At 55.7% G+C, this 19,804-nt stretch carries 19 protein-coding genes; 10 read left to right on the plus strand and 9 right to left on the minus strand.

Annotated elements, in window-relative coordinates; genetic code table 11:
• Positions 1–16: 16 nt before the first annotated feature.
• Both R2940_04620 and R2940_04625 read right to left on the minus strand, forming a co-directional pair.
• Positions 17–1,057 carry a glycosyltransferase gene (locus R2940_04620; protein ID MEZ4599055.1) on the minus strand — a complete coding sequence of 347 codons (1,041 nt, stop codon included), beginning with the start codon at positions 1,055–1,057 and terminating at the stop codon, positions 17–19.
• On the minus strand, positions 1,054–2,805 hold the full coding sequence (locus R2940_04625; GenBank protein MEZ4599056.1) for a carbamoyltransferase C-terminal domain-containing protein: 1,752 nt from the start codon (positions 2,803–2,805) through the stop codon (positions 1,054–1,056). Before R2940_04625 ends, R2940_04620 begins: the two co-directional genes overlap by 4 nt.
• Positions 2,806–3,166: 361 nt before the next feature.
• On the opposite strand from R2940_04625, the gene R2940_04630 reads away from it, so the two are divergent.
• From R2940_04630 to mscL, 9 genes are all read left to right on the plus strand, one after another.
• Complete coding sequence (locus R2940_04630; protein MEZ4599057.1) at positions 3,167–3,685, plus strand: V4R domain-containing protein; 519 nt, start codon at positions 3,167–3,169, stop codon at positions 3,683–3,685.
• A 179-nt stretch (positions 3,686–3,864) separates the two neighbouring features.
• Entirely contained in the window at positions 3,865–4,731 is an 867-nt protein-coding gene (locus R2940_04635) for a GGDEF domain-containing protein (protein ID MEZ4599058.1), read from the plus strand.
• A gap of 338 nt (positions 4,732–5,069) precedes the next feature.
• A complete protein-coding gene (locus R2940_04640) occupies positions 5,070–5,372 on the plus strand; it encodes a hypothetical protein (GenBank protein MEZ4599059.1) in 303 nt (100 codons plus the stop codon).
• Between the two features lie 83 nt (positions 5,373–5,455).
• On the plus strand, positions 5,456–5,821 hold the full coding sequence (locus tag R2940_04645; GenBank protein MEZ4599060.1) for an STAS/SEC14 domain-containing protein: 366 nt from the start codon (positions 5,456–5,458) through the stop codon (positions 5,819–5,821).
• 378 nt (positions 5,822–6,199) lie between these two features.
• Positions 6,200–7,078, plus strand: coding sequence for an endonuclease/exonuclease/phosphatase family protein (locus R2940_04650; protein MEZ4599061.1), 879 nt, complete (start codon positions 6,200–6,202; stop codon positions 7,076–7,078).
• Between the two features lie 74 nt (positions 7,079–7,152).
• Positions 7,153–7,503 (plus strand): DUF1622 domain-containing protein, encoded by a 351-nt coding sequence (locus R2940_04655; protein ID MEZ4599062.1) that lies wholly within the window; start codon positions 7,153–7,155, stop codon positions 7,501–7,503.
• Positions 7,504–7,542: 39 nt separating this feature from the next.
• A complete protein-coding gene (locus R2940_04660; GenBank protein MEZ4599063.1) occupies positions 7,543–7,791 on the plus strand; it encodes a GlsB/YeaQ/YmgE family stress response membrane protein in 249 nt (82 codons plus the stop codon).
• 22 nt (positions 7,792–7,813) lie between these two features.
• Complete coding sequence (locus R2940_04665; protein ID MEZ4599064.1) at positions 7,814–8,464, plus strand: DUF2959 domain-containing protein; 651 nt, start codon at positions 7,814–7,816, stop codon at positions 8,462–8,464.
• A gap of 280 nt (positions 8,465–8,744) precedes the next feature.
• Positions 8,745–9,149, plus strand: coding sequence for a large-conductance mechanosensitive channel protein MscL (gene mscL, locus R2940_04670; GenBank protein ID MEZ4599065.1), 405 nt, complete (start codon positions 8,745–8,747; stop codon positions 9,147–9,149).
• A gap of 193 nt (positions 9,150–9,342) precedes the next feature.
• On the opposite strand, the gene R2940_04675 is transcribed toward mscL, so the two are convergent.
• From R2940_04675 to R2940_04695, 5 genes are read right to left on the minus strand one after another with little or no spacing between them, the layout of a single operon-like run.
• On the minus strand, positions 9,343–10,299 hold the full coding sequence (locus R2940_04675) for a hypothetical protein (GenBank protein ID MEZ4599066.1): 957 nt from the start codon (positions 10,297–10,299) through the stop codon (positions 9,343–9,345).
• Positions 10,296–11,357 carry an MlaD family protein gene (locus R2940_04680; GenBank protein MEZ4599067.1) on the minus strand — a complete coding sequence of 354 codons (1,062 nt, stop codon included), beginning with the start codon at positions 11,355–11,357 and terminating at the stop codon, positions 10,296–10,298. Before R2940_04680 ends, R2940_04675 begins: the two co-directional genes overlap by 4 nt.
• Positions 11,354–12,055 carry a hypothetical protein gene (locus R2940_04685; protein MEZ4599068.1) on the minus strand — a complete coding sequence of 234 codons (702 nt, stop codon included), beginning with the start codon at positions 12,053–12,055 and terminating at the stop codon, positions 11,354–11,356. The genes R2940_04680 and R2940_04685 overlap by 4 nt, the downstream gene beginning before the upstream one ends.
• Positions 12,056–12,071: 16 nt before the next feature.
• Positions 12,072–12,923 carry an ABC transporter permease gene (locus R2940_04690; protein MEZ4599069.1) on the minus strand — a complete coding sequence of 284 codons (852 nt, stop codon included), beginning with the start codon at positions 12,921–12,923 and terminating at the stop codon, positions 12,072–12,074.
• Entirely contained in the window at positions 12,920–15,349 is a 2,430-nt protein-coding gene (locus R2940_04695) for an adenylate/guanylate cyclase domain-containing protein (GenBank protein ID MEZ4599070.1), read from the minus strand. Before R2940_04695 ends, R2940_04690 begins: the two co-directional genes overlap by 4 nt.
• 238 nt (positions 15,350–15,587) lie before the next feature.
• On the opposite strand from R2940_04695, the gene R2940_04700 reads away from it, so the two are divergent.
• Positions 15,588–16,019 carry a rhodanese-like domain-containing protein gene (locus R2940_04700; protein ID MEZ4599071.1) on the plus strand — a complete coding sequence of 144 codons (432 nt, stop codon included), beginning with the start codon at positions 15,588–15,590 and terminating at the stop codon, positions 16,017–16,019.
• On the opposite strand, the gene R2940_04705 is transcribed toward R2940_04700, so the two are convergent.
• Both R2940_04705 and R2940_04710 read right to left on the minus strand, forming a co-directional pair.
• Positions 15,989–17,176, minus strand: coding sequence for a GNAT family N-acetyltransferase (locus R2940_04705; GenBank protein MEZ4599072.1), 1,188 nt, complete (start codon positions 17,174–17,176; stop codon positions 15,989–15,991). The two genes, R2940_04700 and R2940_04705, sit on opposite strands and share 31 nt — an antisense overlap.
• A gap of 598 nt (positions 17,177–17,774) precedes the next feature.
• A complete protein-coding gene (locus tag R2940_04710; protein ID MEZ4599073.1) occupies positions 17,775–19,559 on the minus strand; it encodes an SLC13 family permease in 1,785 nt (594 codons plus the stop codon).
• Positions 19,560–19,804: the final 245 nt, after the last annotated feature.

Consider the following 19,804-nt stretch of genomic DNA (forward strand, 5'->3'; position numbering starts at 1 on the left):
TCCTCCAAGCGCATCCTCACAGAAAAAATACCCGATACCGCAGGGCTCCACGCAAACGCCAGTAGATGCTCAGCGGCGGGATCGCCAGGGAGGTCAGCGCCATCTCGAGCACGTGGGCCAGGGTGCGTCGGGTGTTCTGCAGGCGGCGCAGAATGAAGCGTAACGTCAACCCGAGCCAAAGCCCGAAACCGATAGCTGCCAGCGGAAGATTCCACGTGAACAGTCCTGTCGCGAACATCGGCAGAGCCAGGACGATTCCATAGTAATGCCAGGGGGGCGAAGGTTGCAGCTGCCGGTAGAGGTCGGGATGCTTCTTATAGAGCAGGGCGTTGAACTGGCTCTTTTTCTGCTGGCGGATGCTGACTCCCCAACGGACCGTGCGGGTCGGATGCACGACCACGGCTTCCGGGGTTTCGACCAGCCCGAACCCCCCTTTTATTAGACGAAAGTAGAGGTCGCTGTCTTCCCGCCAGGCCAAACGGAAATTTTCATCGAATCCTCCGACGGATTCCAGAGCGGAACGACGGTAGAAGCAGTTTGCGGTGACGAAGCGCGATCGTTCCAGACCGGAGGCGTCCAGTTCGTAATCGGTGGGAGAATCGGGGATCGGAACCAGCACACGTCCTCCTGCTCCGGCGATGCCCTTGCCCATGGACGCCGTTCCCTTGGCCAGCCAGCCGGATTGGGGCACGCAGTCGTCATCTGTGAAAGCGATGATGTCTCCTCTCGCCGCTTTCCACCCCAAATTGCGGGCTGCCGCGGGACCGCTCCTGCCACCTTCCAGGTAGCGTAATCGTGGATGCGACCCGGCGGCATCCAGGGTATAAGTCCGGGATCCGGCGGTTTCCCCGGCCGCCGGCAGACAGCCGGAATAGGTCATTGCCGCAGCGCAGCGCTCGACCAGGCGCCGTGTTTCCTCCTGAACTCCGTCGTCCACCACAACAATTTCATAGCGGTTCCGGTCGAAATCCTGTTCCATCAGGGCGTTCAGGCATTTAATCAAAAGTTCGGGCCTGCGAAAGGTTGGCACGACCACCGTGACGGTCGCGTCCTTCATGATTTTTGCCCCCCGCCGGGCGTCGACTTTTCAACCAGAAAAGGGCCGATCACCAGGGCATCCAGGGGTGAGGTCCAGAAGCATTCCAAAGCGTCCCGAGGGGTGCACACAATCGGTTTGCCCCGTGTATTGAAGGAGGTGTTGACCAGCACTGGAACCCCCGTTTTGCGGAAGAAAGCCTGCACCAGATCGTAGTAGAGCGGGTTTTGCCGCCTGTTGATAGTCTGGATCCTTGCGGTCCCGTCGACGTGGCGCACGGCAGGAATTCTGTCGGCCTTGTCCGGAGCCACCGGGAAAACGAAGAGCATGAAAGGAGAGGCGGTCGCCTTTTCGAACCATTGGCCGGCCTCCTCCTCGAGTACGACCGGGGCCACGGGGCGAAAATCCTCACGGTCCTTGATGTCGTTCAGCCGCTCCTGCATTTCGGCATGGATCGGGGACGCCAGAATCGACCGGGCACCCAGTGCCCGAGGGCCGAATTCGAGCCGCCCCTGGTACCACCCGATGATTTTGTCATCGACCAGCAGGTTCGATGTTTCTTCCTCAATGTTTTGCAAACGCCTGTAAGGGATCTTCGCCCAGCGAAGACAGGTTTCGATTTCCTGTTCATCATACCCAGGACCGAGGAAAACGTGGTCCATGCGGTAATTCCTTCCTTTCGGGGTTCCTTCCCGGATATCTACCCACAGGGCGGCTCCCAGGGCTGTTCCGGCATCTCCTGCTGCCGGCTGAACCCAGATGTTTGTGAAAGGCCCTTGGTCTCGAAGGCGGGCATTCAGAACGCAGTTCAAGGCTACTCCTCCGGAAAGACACAGGTTTTGCGACCCCGTCTGCAGGTGCAGCCAGGTCGCCAGCTCCAGCACCGTCTCTTCCAGGGCCTTCTGCAACGAGTAGGCGATGTCGTAGTGGCGCTGAGTGAACGGATTTTTTCTTTTTCTTTTAGGACCGAAGCGTTCTTCCAGATGCAGCGGGCCGAGAGTAAACTGTCCGTCCTCCCGCAACCGGATGAGGTCGAGAAACTCCTTCAGGAATGCCGGCTTGCCGAAGGAGGCCAGGGCCATCACCTTGTATTCGTCGGAAGAGTGGAGAAACCCGAGATGTTCCGTGACGCGCTCGTAAAGGATACCCAGCGAATGGGGCATGTTTACCTGAGCCAGTTTCTCGATATGCAGGCCGCTTCCATGATGATAGGAGGTGGTGGCCTGTTCACCCCGCCCATCCAGGGTCAGTACAGCCGCTTCCTCAAAAGGGGAAGGCAAATAGGCACTGGCGGCGTGGGCCGCATGGTGTTCCACGAAATGCCAACGGTGCCGGAACTTTCCGTTTTTCTGAGAATTGGCGAATTTCGCCTGAATATGGAAGGGTGCGCCGTCGGCCAGTTGGCGGGGGGCATTGACGATATAGGAGAGAAAAAGTGGGTCCCAGGGGCTTGTCCCGTCCTCGGGAATGGCTTCGGCGCTCGGCTGCAGCGGCAAGGCGATCTGACGCCGGCCGGCATTGGGGCCGAGAAGAATGTAGGGGTCATAGGAGTAGGCCACATGATCAAGGGCCGCCAGATCGATTCCCCCCTGGTCGAGACAATAAGCGATGGCATGATAGGGAAGCTGATAGGCGGTGAAGGGAACGGGCCGCTTGCCGTGCTTGACGTGAGTGAAGCGCTCCTCTTCGGCGGCCGCCACTACTTTGCCATCCTTGACCAGGCAGGCCGCCGGGTCGTGATAGGCCGCATTGATTCCCAGAATGTACATCCTGGCCTCCTTGAAGATCAATGTCCCACGTCCGGTTCGCCCAGATGATCGTCCAGTCGATTTGACAGGGCCTCGGGATGAAAAATATGTCTATTAATCAATTAATTACGCTTGGTCCCCGGCATTGCTTTCAGATAAACAGTAAACGGCCAATTGTCAATCGGGCGGTTGCAGGACAGGGGTTATTTCCTGTAAACCAACGAACTTCCCCCGAGTTGAAACCCTCGTCCTGGACCGGGTTGTTGGTCCAATATATTTCTGCATTGTTTGCGGAAATAATGGTGCAAAGAACTCCGTGGTAAAATTCGGAGTATAAATTTTGCAACAAGTTTGTTATTTTAATTTTGCATGGAGGGCGTTTATGGAAGTCAGAAGATATAAATTTTCATGGGATCTGCTGGGAGACCTGGTCAAGGGCCGTCCAAACCTGGGCCCCGAAACCCGGCTTGAAGTCTATCGGCTTATGCAGTTTGTATTTCGGGATGTCATCGAACAGCATGTAGGGGCGGAAGAGACCGATAAGATTTTTTTTGAATCCGGCAATCTGGCCGGCAAGGAATTTTACCGGCATCTGTTTACCCATCAACAGGATTTTAAGGGTTTCATAAAGAAACTGCAGGATGTTCTGCGGGACATGGGGATCGGGATTTTGCGGATCGAGGAAGCGGATCTGGATAAGGGAAAACTGGTATTGACCGTGTCAGAAGATCTTGACTGCTCGGGATTGCCGGAAGTCGGCTATCAGACCTGCAAGTATGATGAAGGTTTCATCGCCGGGCTCCTGGAGAGCTTTACCGGCGCCTCCTTCAGGGTCACGGAAGTCGATTGCTGGTGCACGGGGGACCGGACCTGTCGCTTTGTTGCCGAAATCGATCAATAAGGCAATTTCGATTCATCGAACCCGAGGTGTCCCCAATGCTCCCTGAAAAGGAACATCAGTTAGCAGAAGAGCTTGCAAGCTTTTTGATCGATACTCTGCTGCTCCCCCTACCTCCTGAAATTCCAAAGAATTTTTCAGGAATAGACTCTCTGCGGACTCTTCATGAAACCCTCTGCCAAATGCGCGGATATCTTCATTCGATATCCAACGGGGATCTGTCCGGGAAGGTTCCGGTAGCGGGTTTTGTCGGAGCCACGCTCAAGAGCCTGCAGGCCAATCTGCGCCATATGACCTGGCAGACAAAGATGGTGGCTTCGGGAGATTTTTCCCAGCGGGTGGAATTCATGGGGGAGTTCTCCGAGTCCTTTAACGCCATGGTTGAGCAACTGGACAGAACCATGCGCGAGCTTGTGGCAAGAAAACAGGAGATCAGTCTGGCCAATGAGGAGTTGCGCAGGGAGATCGGCATACGCCAGGAAACCGAGGCCGCTCTGCGCAAAAGCAGGGAGAAACTGCGACAGTTGGCGATGACGGACAGTCTGACCGGTCTTTTCAACCGGCGCCATTTCAATCGAATGGCATTGAAGGAAGTCGAAAGGGCGCTACGCTATTCCCGTCCACTTTCAGTGATAGTGATGGACCTGGACCATTTCAAAAACGTCAATGACGGGTTCGGGCACGCCACCGGCGATCGGGTTTTGGTCATGGTCGCCGATACCTTGAGGGACGTTTTGCGCAAAACAGAGATTTCCGCCCGTTATGGCGGGGAGGAATTCATCGTCATGCTGCCGGAAACCTCCGCTCGGGGCGCCGCCGATGTCGCCGAAAGACTGCGTGGCAATATCGAGGGGAAACGATTGGATGTTCCAAAGGGACGCATCACCGTCACCGCCAGTTTCGGTGTCAGCGACGCCCTCGACCGCACCCAGCCTATAACCGGTCTTCAACGCCTTTCCGACCTTGTTTCTTCCGCCGATCGAGCCATGTATGCTTCGAAGGGATTGGGCAGAAACCGGGTGACGGTTTTTTCCCCGGACGCAGCCTAGTGCCCCGTGCGGTTAATCCTGTCTTCAAAACCCGGCCCTTTTGGTCGCTATCTTCGTTCCGCCTTCTCGGCTTAACTCTGGCTAGGCCTGCGGCAGCGCGCCTTGACAGCAACCAAATTGGCTCAGGATTTCTTGACTCGCTCAACCGCACGGACACCAGATTCATATAATCCAACCCCCTCAGTCTTTCCCACCCTGCCGATCCCCCTGAAGTCTGTTCCCATTTTTCTGATGGTTCTCCAGGTTGAAATCATCTGCCGTCTGATTAAAGTATATAAATGGAAAAGTTCCGGGGTTTTATATTTCTTCGACAAAAGCAGGCAAGAAAGGAGCCCACCATGAAAAAGTTTCGTTTGTTGATGGTCGCTCTGATGGCGGCCGGTTCCATGGTTGTTGCGGGGTGTGAAACAGATAAAGGTGTCGTCGAGGAAGAAGTCGTTGAAGAAAACGGCGTTGTTGGGGAAGAAGCGGTAGAGGACAACCAGGTCGACGGAGGAGGTATTCTGGAGGAAGGGGAGGGGGTTCTGGAGCAGGAACAGCCGGAGGGAGTTCTGGAAGAAGGTGAAGGCGTTCTCGAACAGGAAAAGAGGGAAGGAATACTGGAAGAAGGGGAAGGTGTCCTCGAGCAGGAAAAGAGGTAGGCGAACCTCATCTGGAACTGCGCGCAATGGGCTGGCAGCAAAGGAGGGGTGCCTGAGGGAAAGGTCCTCCAAGGAGAAGCATCATGTTTAAGATAACCCTCAAGGGAGCTGATCGACTGGATATCGAGATGAGCGGCAGGCTGAATTCCGATGAAATGAAAATTGTTCTCGACGAGCTCGAAAGCAAATCAAAACATATCGTCAACGGCAAGATGCTTTACGATGTCATTGAATTCCACCTGCCCTCCCTCGGCGCCATCGGCCTGGAACTCGCCCGTATGCCCTCCATGTGGAAGGTTATGAAAAAATTTCAGAGGGCAGCTGTATTGACTGACAAGACATGGATCAAAAAGGTGAGTGAGCTGGAAGGATTATTTCTCCCGGGTCTCGAGATCAAGGCTTTCGACAGGGATCGGATAGCCGAAGCCGAAGCCTGGCTGGCCGGTTGAAAGCGACCCGTGGCTGCAAAATCTCGAGCAAAGCAAACAGCTCAGAATATGAGATCGAAAACGCCGATTACGACCAGCAGTCCGATGATGAAAATGGCCAGTATGATCCAAAGAATTATTTTCATAGGGCACCTCATAAGACCGATTTTAGGCTCCCGACCCTGCGCTGCTAAGATTTTAGCTCTCTGCAGTACGCTTTCCAGTGCAAGGGGGGGAATATTGGAGTTTAGAAGGTTATAAAAGGAGCTCATCATTCCCCCATACGTCTTGTATCCCTGGGCCGCGGTCAGTCTGTTCGTCCTTGGCGCTACCGGACTGCCCCTTATCCGTTCGAATGAATGGTGGATCCGGTGGTTCGATTTCCCGAGGTTCCAGCTCATGGTCATCGGACTGGCCCTGATCCTGCCGGCCCTGTTGCGGGCGGGACAGATGCCCTTGTTGCCAAAACTGCTGCTCCTGTTGCTGCTGTTGGCCGTCGGGTTTCAGGGGGTCAAAATGTTCCCCTATTCCAGATTGTCTCCCTTTCAAGTGAAGCAGGCCGCTGCAGACGGAAACAGCGCGGTCATCCGTCTCGTCACCTGTAATGTCCTGATGGAAAACCGGAATTTATGCAATTATCTGAAGGTTTTGCAGGAGGCTGATCCGGACGTGATTCTGACCACGGAAGCCGACCAATGGTGGGCGGATCAACTGGCAATCCTGGACTCTGCCTACCCCTGGCAGGTCAAGCATCCTTTGCCGAACACATATGGCATGATTCTTCATTCCAGGTTTCCACTGATCGATCCAGCCGTCCGGTTCCTCATCGAGCCCGATGTTCCCTCCATCCACACCGCCCTTCAACTTCCGGACGGACGAAGGATTCATCTGGTCGGGCTTCATCCCCGTCCGCCGGTACCATCGGAAAACGAGGATACTGCGGAAAGGGATGCAGAACTTTATCTGATCGGCAAAATGGTCAGCGGTTCGGATCTCCCGGTGTTGGTTCTCGGCGATCTCAACGATGTCGCCTGGTCCCGGACCACCTCGCGTTTTCAGAAAGTCAGCGGACTGCTCGATCCAAGAATCGGAAGGGGCATGTACAATACCTTTCATGCGGACTACTTTTTCCTGCGTTTCCCCCTGGATCATATATTTCATTCCCGCCACTTCCGACATGTCAGCATGAAACGGCTGTCCCACATCGGCTCCGATCATTTTCCTTTTTTTGTCGCCCTGACCCTGACCGGAAACGAAGCATCCGAAGAGCATCAATAGCCTGCAGGATTTTCTCTGATATGTTGTAAGCAAGGCGGAAGCGGTACCGGTTTGCGGAATCGGGGAGGGTAACCTTGTATGAATACCTGAAACCTTTTGCGGAATGGGCCGGGGCGGTGGTGGAGGCTATCGGCATCTTTCTTATTTCCGCCGCTGCCTTCCATGCCCTGATCATCGTCATGGTTCGTCTGGCTCAGAAACAAAAGATCGAGACGGCCTTTCGGGACGTGCGACAAAATTTGGGACGCGGCATTCTGCTCGGGCTGGAATTTCTGGTCGCTTCGGATATTATTCACACTGTTGCGGTTGATTTGACCTTCAGGACTATCGGAGTTCTGGTGACCATAGTGCTGATTCGAACATTCCTCAGTTTTACCCTCGAAGTGGAACTTACAGGGAACTGGCCCTGGCAACATGAAAAATAATGTCGATGGTAAACACCAACCGGAAAAAGGAGGTCGAGCATGGGAATCCTGACTTGGATCATCATGGGATTGATCGTAGGGGTCATCGCCAAGCTCATTATGCCCGGGAAAGATCCGGGAGGTTTCATAATCACCATCCTGCTTGGCATTGCCGGCGCTTTTCTGGGAGGATTCATCGGCCGGTTGCTCGGTTTCGGGGCTGTAACCGGGTTCAATATCGGGAGCTTCCTGTTGGCGACCCTGGGCGCCATTCTGCTGCTGGTTCTGTACCGTTTCATAAGAAAGTAAACGATTCCGTCAGGTGAAACCGATGAAGTCAGGCAAAGCTCCGTTGCCCCTGTTGTGCTTATTGATCGGCATGCTCTTTGGTTGCAGCAACCTTTATTACGGGGCCATGGAAAAGATCGGGGTGCATAAGCGTGAAATCATGGTCGATCGCGTGGAAGCGGCGCGGGATGCTCAGCTCGAGGCCAAAGACCAGTTTCTGACAGCCATGGAGCAGTTCAGAAGTGTGGTCGCTTTTCAAGGCGGGGAACTGGAAAAGGAGTACAACCGGCTGAACCGAACCCTGCAGGAGACCGAGGCGAAAGCCGAGGCCGTGAGCGACCGCATCGATGCCGTTGAAGATGTCTCCGTGGCCCTTTTTGAGGAGTGGCGGGCGGAGATCGATCAATATGCCAGCAGTGATCTGAAGCAGGCGAGCCGGCGCAAATACCGGGCGATGCAAAGCAGATACGAGGAACTGATACAGGCCATGAGGCGGGCCGAAGCCAAGCTCGATCCGGCTTTGGTCCCGCTGCGCGATCAGGTTCTTTATCTGAAGCACAACCTGAACGCCCGGGCCATCGCCGGACTGAGCGATGAAGCGGTCAGTATCCAGGCCAATGTCGATACCCTGGTTCGGGACATGGAAAGAGCCATCGCAGAGGCGGACGCCTTTATCGCTTCATTGCAGGACTAGCTCCTTTCAAATGGAATGATCGAGCCAAGTCGTACCCACTTCCTCGAAAAATGATGACAAACGCTTCGGCGGCGCGAAGAAATTATTTCGACCCCCCTCTGTCAGCTATCCGCAGGCAAGGACTCCGGACTTCCCCCATTCTATCCCCCATAGAAGCAAGATGAAAAATGCCTGATTGACATTTTTTCTCATTGGGATACTATTCTCGAACAACAATTAATGCTCAACGGAAAGACCGAATCCTTAACCATTGCCAACACTTACAGAGGGAGGGAGGAAAATGGCCATTCTAAAGGAGTTCAAGGAATTTGCCGTCAAGGGGAATGTCGTGGATATGGCGGTCGGTATCGTCATCGGGGCAGCTTTTGGACAGATCGTCTCTTCCCTGGTCGCCGATGTGGTCATGCCGCCCATCGGGATGATGATTGCAGGGATAGATTTTTCAAATCTGGCCCTGACCCTCCAGGAAGCATCGGGCGAAACGCCGGCAGTGGTCATCACCTACGGCAATTTCATCATGAAGATCATCAACTTCATCATCATCGCCTTCGCCATTTTCCTTGCAGTCAAAGGGATCAATTCCCTCAAGCGCAAAAAGGAGGAAGCTCCCGCCGCGGCGCCGGAAATTCCCGCTCAGGAAAAACTCCTGCGGGAAATCCGCGATCTTCTCAAGGAGAAGGCTTGATGGTTTTGGCGATCCTGGCGGATTTTCCTGAACCGGAGGGGTTCCAGAATGTCCACCTAAGTGACCGCCCACTAGTCGAAATCTCTTTCATGGTCTCCTCTGAGGACGTCTCGGAGGATTGTGGCTGCCCCGCAAAATATTTGCCTGTTGCGGCTCCCTCTCATGGGCCGGTTCGAGTCTGTCGACCCGGCCCTCATTTCTGCCCTTTGCCGCCCTGGCCACCGTTATTCTCCAAAAAAGACAAGAGCTTTCCGACTTCCTCGACCGTTTCGCTGTCCCCTGCCTTTTCAGCCAGATTCGCCGCCCGGGTCAGCCAGTCCCTGGCTGCTTCCCTGTCACCGCGCAAACCGGCACTTCTGCCGGCCTGAAAATAACGGATTGCCGCCGCTCGTGACCGGCCATCCCGTTCCAGGGCCCCGGCGGAAAGGGCCGTTGCAGCGGCCATGGCCCGGTAGTTCAGGAGTTGCCGCTGGAGCCAGGCCGCCCGGTCGAAGGCAACTGCCGCATCGGCCCAGCGTTGCTGGGAAAGGCCGAGGTATCCCCTGAGCTCGTCGAGATCCGCCTTCAAATCAGGCGGATCAGGAGATCCCATTGCGGTGATGGCGGATTGTATGCCTGCAGCATCTCCGCGGTCGGCGGAGATGCGTCCCCGCAGGTAATGGGTTCGTCCCAACACCTCCGGACCCGCTCGGCCCTTTTCCTCAAGAATGAGGTCCGTGACCTCCCAGGCCTGATCTCTGCGATCCGCCCGATAGAGAAGCACGGCGTCCACCAGGCGAAACGCCGGTGGAAACTTGCTGTCCTGCCTTTGAAAACCGGCTTTCGCTGCATCTATCTGTCTGCGGGCACCGGCAACATCGTCCTGCTGCAGCAAAGTCACGGCGAGATTGTAATGGGCATCGACGATTTCGGCGAACCCGTTTCTCAACCTTGCCCTCTGCAGGGCCTGCTGATAAAGACGGGCGGCTTCGGCATATTCGGATTTTTCGTAGACAAGTCGTGCTGATCGGTTCAACCGGTTCAGGTGATCGTCCCCGACCGGCATTCGTTCAGCAGGGTTTTTTGAACTGCATCCAACCAAGGTGAAAGGTGCGGCAGCCAGCAGCAAAAAAAGCATGCAAGGAATTTTGAGTACCAAGGAAGACCTCATGGCCGTGCCTCCAGAGGAGGAAGGGTATCCGGCCGGGGTTCCTCGTCGGAGGAACCGCCAAACAGCCAATTGGACTGAAGCTGTCGCAGGAGTTTCTCCATTTCCACCATGACCTGCTCGGTCTGCAGCAGCAGGACGGGGAGATTGGAGGTTGCATCTCCCACCCGATCGGTAATGGATGGCAACGCGGGGGTGGTTTGGTGCAGATCGCCCAGGATGCCGTTGAGAGAATCCAGGGCCGTCCGTAGATCCCGGGAAAGATTCGGCATGTCAGCAACCTGGGTATCGATCCTGCCAGTGAGACGGGAGACGTTGCCGGCCGTACCCTGCAAGGAACCCATGATCGGCTCCAACCGTCGTGCCACAGAACGAAGCTGCGTCAGCAGGTCCTCGATGTTGTCGGCCATTTCCTTCTCCCTGATCAGGCGGCCTGCCGTTCCTTCGCCACGGGCAATACCCCCGGTAATGTCGGCGAGGTTGTTCAATATCAGACGCAGGTCTCCCTGGGGGTTTTGCAGGTCCCTGGCCAGGGCGGAAATATCCCGGATGGCGGTTTGAGCATCCTCGATCAGCGGCATGACCCGTTCGTGAAGATCGTCGACGAGGGCCGTCAGGGTCTCCGTAGGCGCCCGATCGGCCTTGGCTTTGATCACCGCATAATCGTAGTCGAGGGGCTGTCCCTGCCCTCGGGTAATTTCCAGATAGGCTGCCCCGGCAACTCCAAAACGTTTGCGGATAATGGCTTGGGAATCTCGCCGGATAAAAGCCTCCATCCCGTCCTCTATGCGTACTTCAGCATATATCCTTTGGTGCGGATCGATGACGATATCCGTGACGGTTCCGGCGCGGGTGCCGAGAATCTCCACTTCGGCTCCTTCGGCCAATCCGAACAGGCCCTCCTCCGGCATCACCACTTTCAAGCGTGCGCCCGGGTCGATCCATTCGCGGAAGCGGCCGCTGCCCAATACCGCTGCCACGAACAGCAGCAGGGTCACGAGGAAGATAAGGCCTACGGTTTCATTGACGTAGCGAAACTGGTGACGATCATTCGATTTCATGGGCAGGTCACCTCGGTCAGCCTGCGGTTTGCCAGACGCATCCTGCGGGTCGCCGGCAGGGATGAATCTTTCCAGACAGATGGGTTTCGGGTCATCCAGATCACCGCGGCACCCCTCAGACGCGCCCTGCCCATGACCTGAATCAACCGGCAGGAGGCGGGGTGTGGCCAGTCCTGGAAGGGTTCCTCCAGCAGGATCAGCTGAGGGGTCCCGAGAAAAGCCCGAATCCACGCGGCCCGCTCGAGGTCGGTCGGCAGGGCTTCTTCAGGGTACCCCGTGGGGAGACCGGGAAGGCCCAGATCCAAGCCCAGCTGAGCGGCCTCGGCCTGCACCTTGGCTACAGAAAGCCTGGAATGATGCAACGGCCGCATGAGGATATTTTCCCGAATTGTCAGCTTTATAAACCATGCACCCCGGCAGAAGATCCTGCCGATTTTGCCGCGCATCCCGTTGGCAAAATCCGGTCCTACCTTCGACCAGTCCCGGCCGAGAAATCGCACGTTGCCCACGGAAGGGTGCAGCAGACCCGAGAACAGGTCTCCGAGGATCGTACACTGCCCCGGTTGCTCCAGACGGATGAGAAGCAGCTCGTTTCCCGAAATGTCGGTTTGGAGGGAGACGGGCCAGGGAGTTTGCAGGATATCCTCTTCGATCAGGACTTGATCCAGGCTCAGAACGATGCGATGTTTCCGGATCATGACGGGTCCCTTTCCGTTATCGGGACAGCAGCAGGGTGTAGAGCCCGGATATCAGAATGATGACCATTGCCGACAAACCGAAGGCTCGGGGCAACAGACCTTCGGGCATGTCCGAATCCGTTGCTTCCGTTAATCCGATGGTGCAGGCCAGCAGGCCGATAGCGAAACCGACGGACAGCGACTTCAGCGGGATAATGGCGAATTCCGCCGGACCGAGGGAAGTGAGCAGGGAATTAAGGAATTCGGTTGCCGAAAGCGCCGATACTTTCGACGCATTGCCGGCGATGAATCCGGTTCCGAGGGAGACCAGCAGAAAGGCCACTGTCAGACAGAAGGTACCGAGCGTCACGGCCAGCACCCTGGGGACGACCAGCAGCAGAAAGGGGTCGATTCCCTGGGAATCCAGCATATGGATCTGCCCGCCGGTCTTTTGCCTGCCGAGTTCAATGACCATGGCCAGACCGTGGCGGCCCAGTACGATAAAGCCGACCAGAATCGGTGCCATTTCCCTCGCCAGGACCAGAATGAGGAAATCGCCGATCAGCTGGCTCTGACCGAACAGGTCCAGCCAGTAGAGAAGCTGATAGACCAGACCCAGGCCCACCAGTAAGCCGACGGCCATGGTAAAGATCAGGGAATGCCTTCCGATCTGAAAACAGTGATGGATGAATTCCCGCCTTACTGTCCCTCTCCAGGTCAGAGGACGGAAACTCTGCCAGAGAACGGCAGCAGCGGCGGCGAAGGTCCAAACCAGGGAATAGATGCCACCGATGAGCCGAGCACCGACCCCCGCCAAAAATTTTTTCGGCAAGGAGATGGCCTTTTGGGTAGAGCCGCCATGCGGTTCGGCGCGAAGAGTGATCGTCATCCTATTTTCCCTCGCAGCAGATAGGTTCGAATCTCCCCGATGTCCGGGACGAAAAAGGTGCCTCGCTGGCCGAAAAGATAATCGTTCTGCAGATGGCGATAGGCTCCCTCACCGGCCTGAATGCCATTCTCGGGGCTGGAACTCGCCATTCCGCTGGCGGAGCGGACTGCGGGACCCCAGAGATTGAAGGAGCCCTTGCCGCAGCCAACCAGGTTGCCCAGGACCATGCCGGTGTCGAAACCCACTCGAAGGACGCCGGACTCTGAATTCACGGGAAAGACCCGCGGCAACTCCTCGAGAATCGCCAGGGCGGAATCGGCCGTCCTTTGGGCGTGTTGGCCTGAGGTGTTGGAAAAGCCCGTGGCGAGAACGATCTGGTCTCCCAGCATTTTCAGATATTCGATGCCATTGGCTGTCGCAATCTGCTCGATTCGGCACACAAGATCCTCCAACAAGGAGCAGGCTGTATTTTCCTCAGGATGGGCAAGAAACAGAGAGTCGCCGAGCAGGACGACCATTACGGACAAATTCTCGAATACCGTGGAGTAGACGGTTTTTGGGTCCGGCTGCGGCCGGTCGGGACCCTGCAAGCTATCCCGTAGAGAAGCGCCCCGCATGGTGCGCAGTGGAGGAAGTGTGGGAGAGGTTTCCACGGAAACCCATGGAGCCTGGCTTTTCTGCCCGTCTTCAGCGCCGGGCGACTCGACCAGGATGTCTTCATGGACCGTTTCAAAGGAAGAAAGGGTGTGTTCCCCATCGTCCTGGAAACGGAAGGCCAGAAGACCTGCAATCGCCCGGGCCAGGTTTCGATCCTCCTTGGACCACCCCCTCGATTTTCCATCGTGCTCGAGCCAGACGCTGCCGGCTGACCGGTTCCCCGGGCGGATCGGTGTTGCCAGCAGGGCGCAGCAGTCGAGGGGCTCGAAATAGGCTTTGAAAATTTCTCCCGCCCGAAGATCATTTTCCAGGTCCGTCGATTCGATCGGGTCACTTCCTGAAACGGCCTCGAAAAAGCGGGGAAAATCCTGCTGTGAAAGAATGGTCCCACTGGTATGACCATTGTTTTCCCGGTCGTAACTGTCCAGGCAGACCAGGTCTTTGCCGTGATCCATCGTTTTCCAGAGGCTGAATCGCCTGATTGCCATGGTTTGGCATACGATTTCTGAAAGTGACTGCAGGGACTCATTGTCCCCTTGTCTGTAAAGGGAGGGCAGAGAAACGATATTTTCAAAGGCCTGGCTTTGGGCCTCCATCCGCCGTTCCCTTGCCGCCAACTGTCGTTGGGTGCGAATCGCTTTCTGACTTCGCATCAACAGCAAAGCGGCAATCAGGGCCACCATGAAAAAGGCGATGCTGGACAGGAGAAGTGCTCTTTGGAGGTTCTCCTTGAGAAAACCGACGAAATCTGCCTCGGGTACCGTGATCAGAAGAGTCCACTCCCGGTTGACCAGCGACCTGAGGGACGATGTCATGCTGGAATAGCGTTTGCCGTCGAGGGCCAGGTGGCGGATTCCATAGCCTTCGATACGAAACCGATCATAGGCTCTGGTGAGCAGGGCGTTGTCCAATTGGTCGATCTTCACCGGGGCAAAAGACCCTTTCGAGATGCGCAGCATCCGATCCATGACCGGAAAGGCCACCAGTTGACCTTTGCCGTCAATGATGAGGGCCCTTCCGGTTTTTCCGATTTCGAGCCCGGCCAGAAACCGGCTCAATCCTGCCAGTTCGATGTCGATGCTGAGCACGCCGCGCAGGTCGCCTTGCGGGTCGCGAACCGCAAGGGCGGCCGTGACACCGGGTTCGCGGTTGGAAAAGAATATGTAGACATCGGTCCAGTACACCTCCTGCGATTGGGCCGCCCCCTGATACCAGGGGCGGGTCCGGGGGTCGTAGGTGTCTGCCTGATCCTGTTCGATGCCCAGGATATTGCCGGCCGGATCGCGACGCACCCAGCGGACCTCCCGGTTTGGCCCGGTTTGCCGAATGATTTTGGTGTGCATCGACCCGTCCGACATGCGCCGCACCATCAGGAATCGGCCGTCGGGTATGCCGACCTGAAAGGATTGAATCTGCGGGTAGACCGCCAGGAACTGCAGGCCGAGAGTCTCGAACAGGTTGACGGCTTCGGTGCTCCAGTTTTTCGAGGCAAATAGACCCGAGGCCAGTCTGGTCAGCTCACCGGCGGGGGATAGATGATTTTTAACTTGAGACGTGATGCGCTGGTCGAGCATCTCCACCAGGGAGTCGGCAAGGGCTACGGCATCCCTTCGATTCCGGGTGTAGGTATATCGGGCAATCGCCATGACCACGGCGACCAGGATGACAAGGTAGATCGCCGGCAACAGGCTCTGCATCAGTTGCCGGCGACTTTCCTTACGCCGAAGCTCGGCTGCTTCCCGTGTATCCACCCATTCGTTGTTCGGCACTTCTGCAGCTCCCTCAGTCAAAAGGGACCGGAGTCATCCTCGGAAGAACCCAACAGCAAACAATCGGCTTTTCTGGATCTGGTATTCCCGGGCGAGGAAAAAAATCGTCCAAAGCCAACAAAACAGCACTTGCTGCTGTGGCTTGCGAGCAGGGGTAAAAACTGGATTCTGGAAATGTTTTGAAATAGTATAGCGAAAGAAAACGCAGACGTTCGCCTGAATATGAAAGGAATCTTAAGTGAACAAATCTGGAATTTTGCTGACGGTCTTGACCTTATTCGCTTTTTGCAGATTAGCCACCGCCGGGGAGTACCGCAATCTTCCTCTGACCCAGGAACTGGTTGATTCGGGAGTACTGATCGTCGATATCCGCACTCCGCCGGAATGGCGGGAGACCGGAGTCATTCCCGGTTCCGTTTTATTGACGTTTTTCGGGCAGGACAGGAGTTATGATCTGGACGGCTTCATTGCCGACCTGCAGCTCTACGCGGACAGAAACCGGGACATTGCACTGCTTTGTCGAAGCGGCAACCGGACGGCGAAAGCGGCCGGGCTCCTGGCGGAACGCGGATATACCTCCGTCATCAACGTGACAGGGGGCATCAGGACGGCACCGGAAAAGGGCATCAAACTGGTTCCCTATCCGGACGAAGATTCTCTGGAAGACTGAGATCCGCGAGACAGGGGAGTGGCCAGGAAAGGTTCCTCCTTTTTTCTGTATGCCGGGAAATAATCATTTCCAAAGGCTTTTTCGGCATCCGACTGCTGGCATTTCATTACCAGCTGGTCATAACGCTGCTGATTGAAAATCATGCGAAATGTGTGAAATTCAGCCCTTTTTTTGGAAAACCCCGCCTTGAAGCGAAAAAGGCTGTCCTTTTTTCCGCCGACACCGCCACCCAGATGCAGATACCTTTCCCCCCTGTTTTGAGCCCACTGCCGGACGCTGTCGAACATAAGTTTTGAGGGCGCTTTTTCAAGGAAAGGCGAAGCTGTTGCGGCCAGATGAAATTGGACCAGTCCGTCCATGACAGTGACCAGTCCCGAAGCCGCGACCTTGCCGTCCGGGGCTATTACAGTGCAGAGGTGCAGTCGGAATCCGAGGGCAAACCGGAATTCGTCAAAGTAGGAGTCGGAAAAACAGTAGCAGCTGCTGGCTTTGAGTCGGTTCATGGTTTCATGGTACAGGGTTATGAAGTCGGACCAACGGCTCCAATCGTCCATGACCGCCTCAAATCCCTCCTCCCGCAAACGCTGGATATTGTCCCGGTGATTCTCCCGGGTGTTACGCCAGATGTCACGGTCACTCATGACCAGATCGATATAGACGGTCTCGCCGTGATAAACCAGTTTCCCCTGTCGATCCAGGGAATCCCAGGGCAGGCCGATCAGCGGATGGAGGCGGAAAAACCCGCTGACGGCATCGATATCGGCGGCGCTCCTGCCAAACTCCCGCAGAAAGTAGTCGGGGGATATATGATCGGCTCCCGGACAGTACAGAGGTGATGGATAACCATAGGGTGATGCAAGATCACACCAGTGTCGGGGAGCTTGAAGATGGGGGGGGAGACTGCGTATCAAAAGGGGAATGAGCATCGACGAATCCCCCTGCTCAGCGTAAAAGGCCGCGGGTTGACCGGTTTCGTGTTCTGCGGCAAGGGACACATAGGCAGGGAGATGGTAGAAGTCGTGGAGGGTTTTTTTCAGCATGAAGGCCCAGCGTTCATCCAGGGGATCGATAAAGCCGGCAAAACCGCTTTCAGGAGCAGGTGCTTTCCGGGATGGGGGAGCGAGATTTTTCGCACAGTGCTCTTCCGTGATCCTCATCTTGTCACCTCCACCATCAAGGAAAATAACCAAAAACCAATAAGATCAGGGGAATTTTTCGGGGTCAGGCCCCGCCTCCTTTCTTTTCCCCAGCTGGTCTATTTTTCCTCGATGCAGCACAGGACCAGACCAGCTAATGAATCGAACGGGATTTCCACTTAGGATAATATAATTAATGTATCTTTCAACCCTATCGATAAAAAAAACGTTTCAGGTCCTTCTACAGGAGGATCTTTGGGAGGAGAACTTTCGGTTGGGGTGAAAAATCCTTCCGGTATCCCAGGCACAAGCAAAAGGTTTTGCCAAGGGCCTTGCCTCCTGTAACTGGGGAAAGCGGCAATCGGGAAATATCGGCCAGAAGCAGTTTGTATGCAGGAAGTCTTTCATGGTCGCCTCCTATGGTGGGAATCAAACCCCTCGCAAACTTTGTGCCATCATCAAAAATTTCGTAGAAACGGTAGGTTGAGCAGTGAAATATACGTTTTACCCGCATTGCGCTTAAAAAAGTGTTCTTATTGGACGACACAAATTGGAAAAAAATTATGTAAGTGGTTAGATCAGAACGGAAGTTTGCCGTATCTAAACGACGACAGGCGGGTCAAAAAGGCCAAACCAAGGGGGTCAGGAGAGTGCCAAGCAACCAGGTCAGCACCGCCAGGATGCTGCCTAGCTGAAGATAATGGTGGAACCGGTAGCGACCGGGGCCGAGGACCAGTATGGTGCTTTCGTGAGCCACAGGCGTGCAGAAAGCGGATGAAACGCAGATCGCCAAGCCTACCATGAAGGGTTTGGGATTCAGGGACGTTTCGGCAGCTACCTGATAGGCGAGGGGAGCCAGAATGATCGCTACCGCGGCATTTTCGATCAGTTGGGTCAACAACACCGCCAAGAGCAGGATCGAAGCCAGGAGGATGAACGGCGAAACGTGGTGAAAGGCGCTTACCAGAAGATGGGCGATTTCGGCTGCAGCCCCGGTTTTTTCCAGTGCCAGACCCAGAGGTATCATGCCCCCCAGGGTGATGATGGTCGGCAAGTCGATATTCTTGTAGGCGTCCTGAAGATTGATGCAACCGAGAAGAATAGCCAGCAGGGCCGCCAGGGGAATAGATACCGGCGGGGCGAACAGTCCGGTCACCGCGGTGAAGATGATGCCGGCCAGGAGGCTCAGGGTCAGGACCGCCTTGCGCCGGCCGATGGCCGGGACCGATTTTTCCCCCAGAAGGATCAGGTTCGGGTTGCTCCGCAAGCGAGGCAGATCTCCAACGTTCCCAAGCAGCAGCAGATAGTCCCCGTATTTGAGGGGGATTTCCGTGGGTCGGCTGAGCAGGGTCTCGCCGTTGCGGGATATGCCGATAAGAGTAAAACGATAGAAACGGCTGAAGTCCATCTGGGCAAAGGTGGCTCCCTGATAGAAGGAGTTGGGTGCCAGCAGGGCTTCAACCGTGACCAGATTGACGCTCCTCAGGGTTTTTTGATCCATTTTCACTTCACCCACCAATTGAAAGTCTGTGGATTTGAGCAGTTCCTGGATCGTGTGGGGCGGTCCTTTCATGATCAGGACGTCGCCGGGTTCCAGCCGGAACCAGCGGGGAATTCTCTGCCCCTGGCGAAGGGCGTCGATGATGGCGAGATCGCTCCGTTTTGACCAGTCGAGATCCTCGACTATCTTGCCTACTGAGGAGGAGCTTTCCATCACCAGGACCTCCGCCAGATATTCCCTTGTTTCCTCAGATCTTTCCTCTTTGCCCCAGGTAGGAAGAAACCTTCTGCCGAAAGCGATCAGGTAGAAGGCGGATGCCAGAAAAATTCCAGCCGCCATGGGGGTAAAATCGAAAAACCCGAGCCCTTCCCCGGTATATTGCCGGTAAAAATCATTGATCAGGATATTACTCCGAGTGCCGATAAGGGTCCATTGGCCGCCCAGGAGCGATCCATAGGCGGCAAACATCAGGTACCGGGACGGTACCAGGTCTTTTTCCCGGCAGACCGTAAGTATCAACGGCATGAAGACCAGGACGGTCGTTGTATCGTTGACGAACATGGAGCAGAGGGTGGTCGCGGTCAGGATCGTCAACTGCAGCATCCATTCCCGTTTGGAAGCAGCCCGAAAAAGCCGGACTCCCGCCCATTCCGCCGCTCCAGTCTGAACCAGCGCGCCGCCGAATATGAACATGGCCGCAATCATGATGACGGCTGAACTGCCGAAACCTGAAAAGGCCTCCTGATAAGTCAGGACTGATTCCCAGGTTCCATCCGGATGGGGCCAGGGCAGGATCAGGCAGATAAGGACCAGGGCGGCGATCAGTTCATAGGACAGCTTCTGGGTCCAGAAAAGGTAGAGTGCAGATGTCAGAATGGCCCCGAGCACCAGATATTCATCCATCCTGAACCTCAATAAAATGAAAAATGAGCGGGAGTGGGGGTTCATGAGTTCACTCTGCAAGCTACCCAGAGTTTAATGGCGAAACCCGGCTATGCAAGCAGGGCACAAAAACCCCCGGCCGGATACCGGTCGGGGGGATAATCACACAGCAGGCCTTTGCTGGAAAACCAGGACTGTTCAAAAATTGGAGGTTACCCGCGAGGGTGGGAAAGGGTAAAAGGGGTTTCCATTCCGATCAGGAATGA

The sequence above is a fragment of the Syntrophotaleaceae bacterium genome, assembly GCA_041390365.1.
GTDB lineage: Bacteria > Desulfobacterota > Desulfuromonadia > Desulfuromonadales > Syntrophotaleaceae > JAWKQB01.

Bases quoted from the DNA above. Each gene is read 5' to 3' on its own strand.
- R2940_04640 (MEZ4599059.1), top strand. From the start codon at position 5,070: ATGAAAAAGTTTCGTTTGTTGATGGTCGCTCTGATGGCGGCCGGTTCC.
- R2940_04705 (MEZ4599072.1), bottom strand. From the start codon at position 17,176: ATGAGGATCACGGAAGAGCACTGTGCGAAAAATCTCGCTCCCCCATCC.
- R2940_04665 (MEZ4599064.1), top strand. From the start codon at position 7,814: ATGAAGTCAGGCAAAGCTCCGTTGCCCCTGTTGTGCTTATTGATCGGC.
- R2940_04620 (MEZ4599055.1), bottom strand. From the start codon at position 1,057: ATGAAGGACGCGACCGTCACGGTGGTCGTGCCAACCTTTCGCAGGCCC.
- R2940_04645 (MEZ4599060.1), top strand. From the start codon at position 5,456: ATGTTTAAGATAACCCTCAAGGGAGCTGATCGACTGGATATCGAGATG.
- mscL (MEZ4599065.1), top strand. From the start codon at position 8,745: ATGGCCATTCTAAAGGAGTTCAAGGAATTTGCCGTCAAGGGGAATGTC.
- R2940_04650 (MEZ4599061.1), top strand. From the start codon at position 6,200: ATGGTCATCGGACTGGCCCTGATCCTGCCGGCCCTGTTGCGGGCGGGA.
- R2940_04690 (MEZ4599069.1), bottom strand. From the start codon at position 12,923: ATGACGATCACTCTTCGCGCCGAACCGCATGGCGGCTCTACCCAAAAG.
- R2940_04635 (MEZ4599058.1), top strand. From the start codon at position 3,865: ATGCGCGGATATCTTCATTCGATATCCAACGGGGATCTGTCCGGGAAG.
- R2940_04630 (MEZ4599057.1), top strand. From the start codon at position 3,167: ATGGAAGTCAGAAGATATAAATTTTCATGGGATCTGCTGGGAGACCTG.
- R2940_04680 (MEZ4599067.1), bottom strand. From the start codon at position 11,357: ATGAAATCGAATGATCGTCACCAGTTTCGCTACGTCAATGAAACCGTA.
- R2940_04675 (MEZ4599066.1), bottom strand. From the start codon at position 10,299: ATGAGGTCTTCCTTGGTACTCAAAATTCCTTGCATGCTTTTTTTGCTG.
- R2940_04685 (MEZ4599068.1), bottom strand. From the start codon at position 12,055: ATGATCCGGAAACATCGCATCGTTCTGAGCCTGGATCAAGTCCTGATC.
- R2940_04660 (MEZ4599063.1), top strand. From the start codon at position 7,543: ATGGGAATCCTGACTTGGATCATCATGGGATTGATCGTAGGGGTCATC.
- R2940_04625 (MEZ4599056.1), bottom strand. From the start codon at position 2,805: ATGTACATTCTGGGAATCAATGCGGCCTATCACGACCCGGCGGCCTGC.
- R2940_04710 (MEZ4599073.1), bottom strand. From the start codon at position 19,559: ATGGATGAATATCTGGTGCTCGGGGCCATTCTGACATCTGCACTCTAC.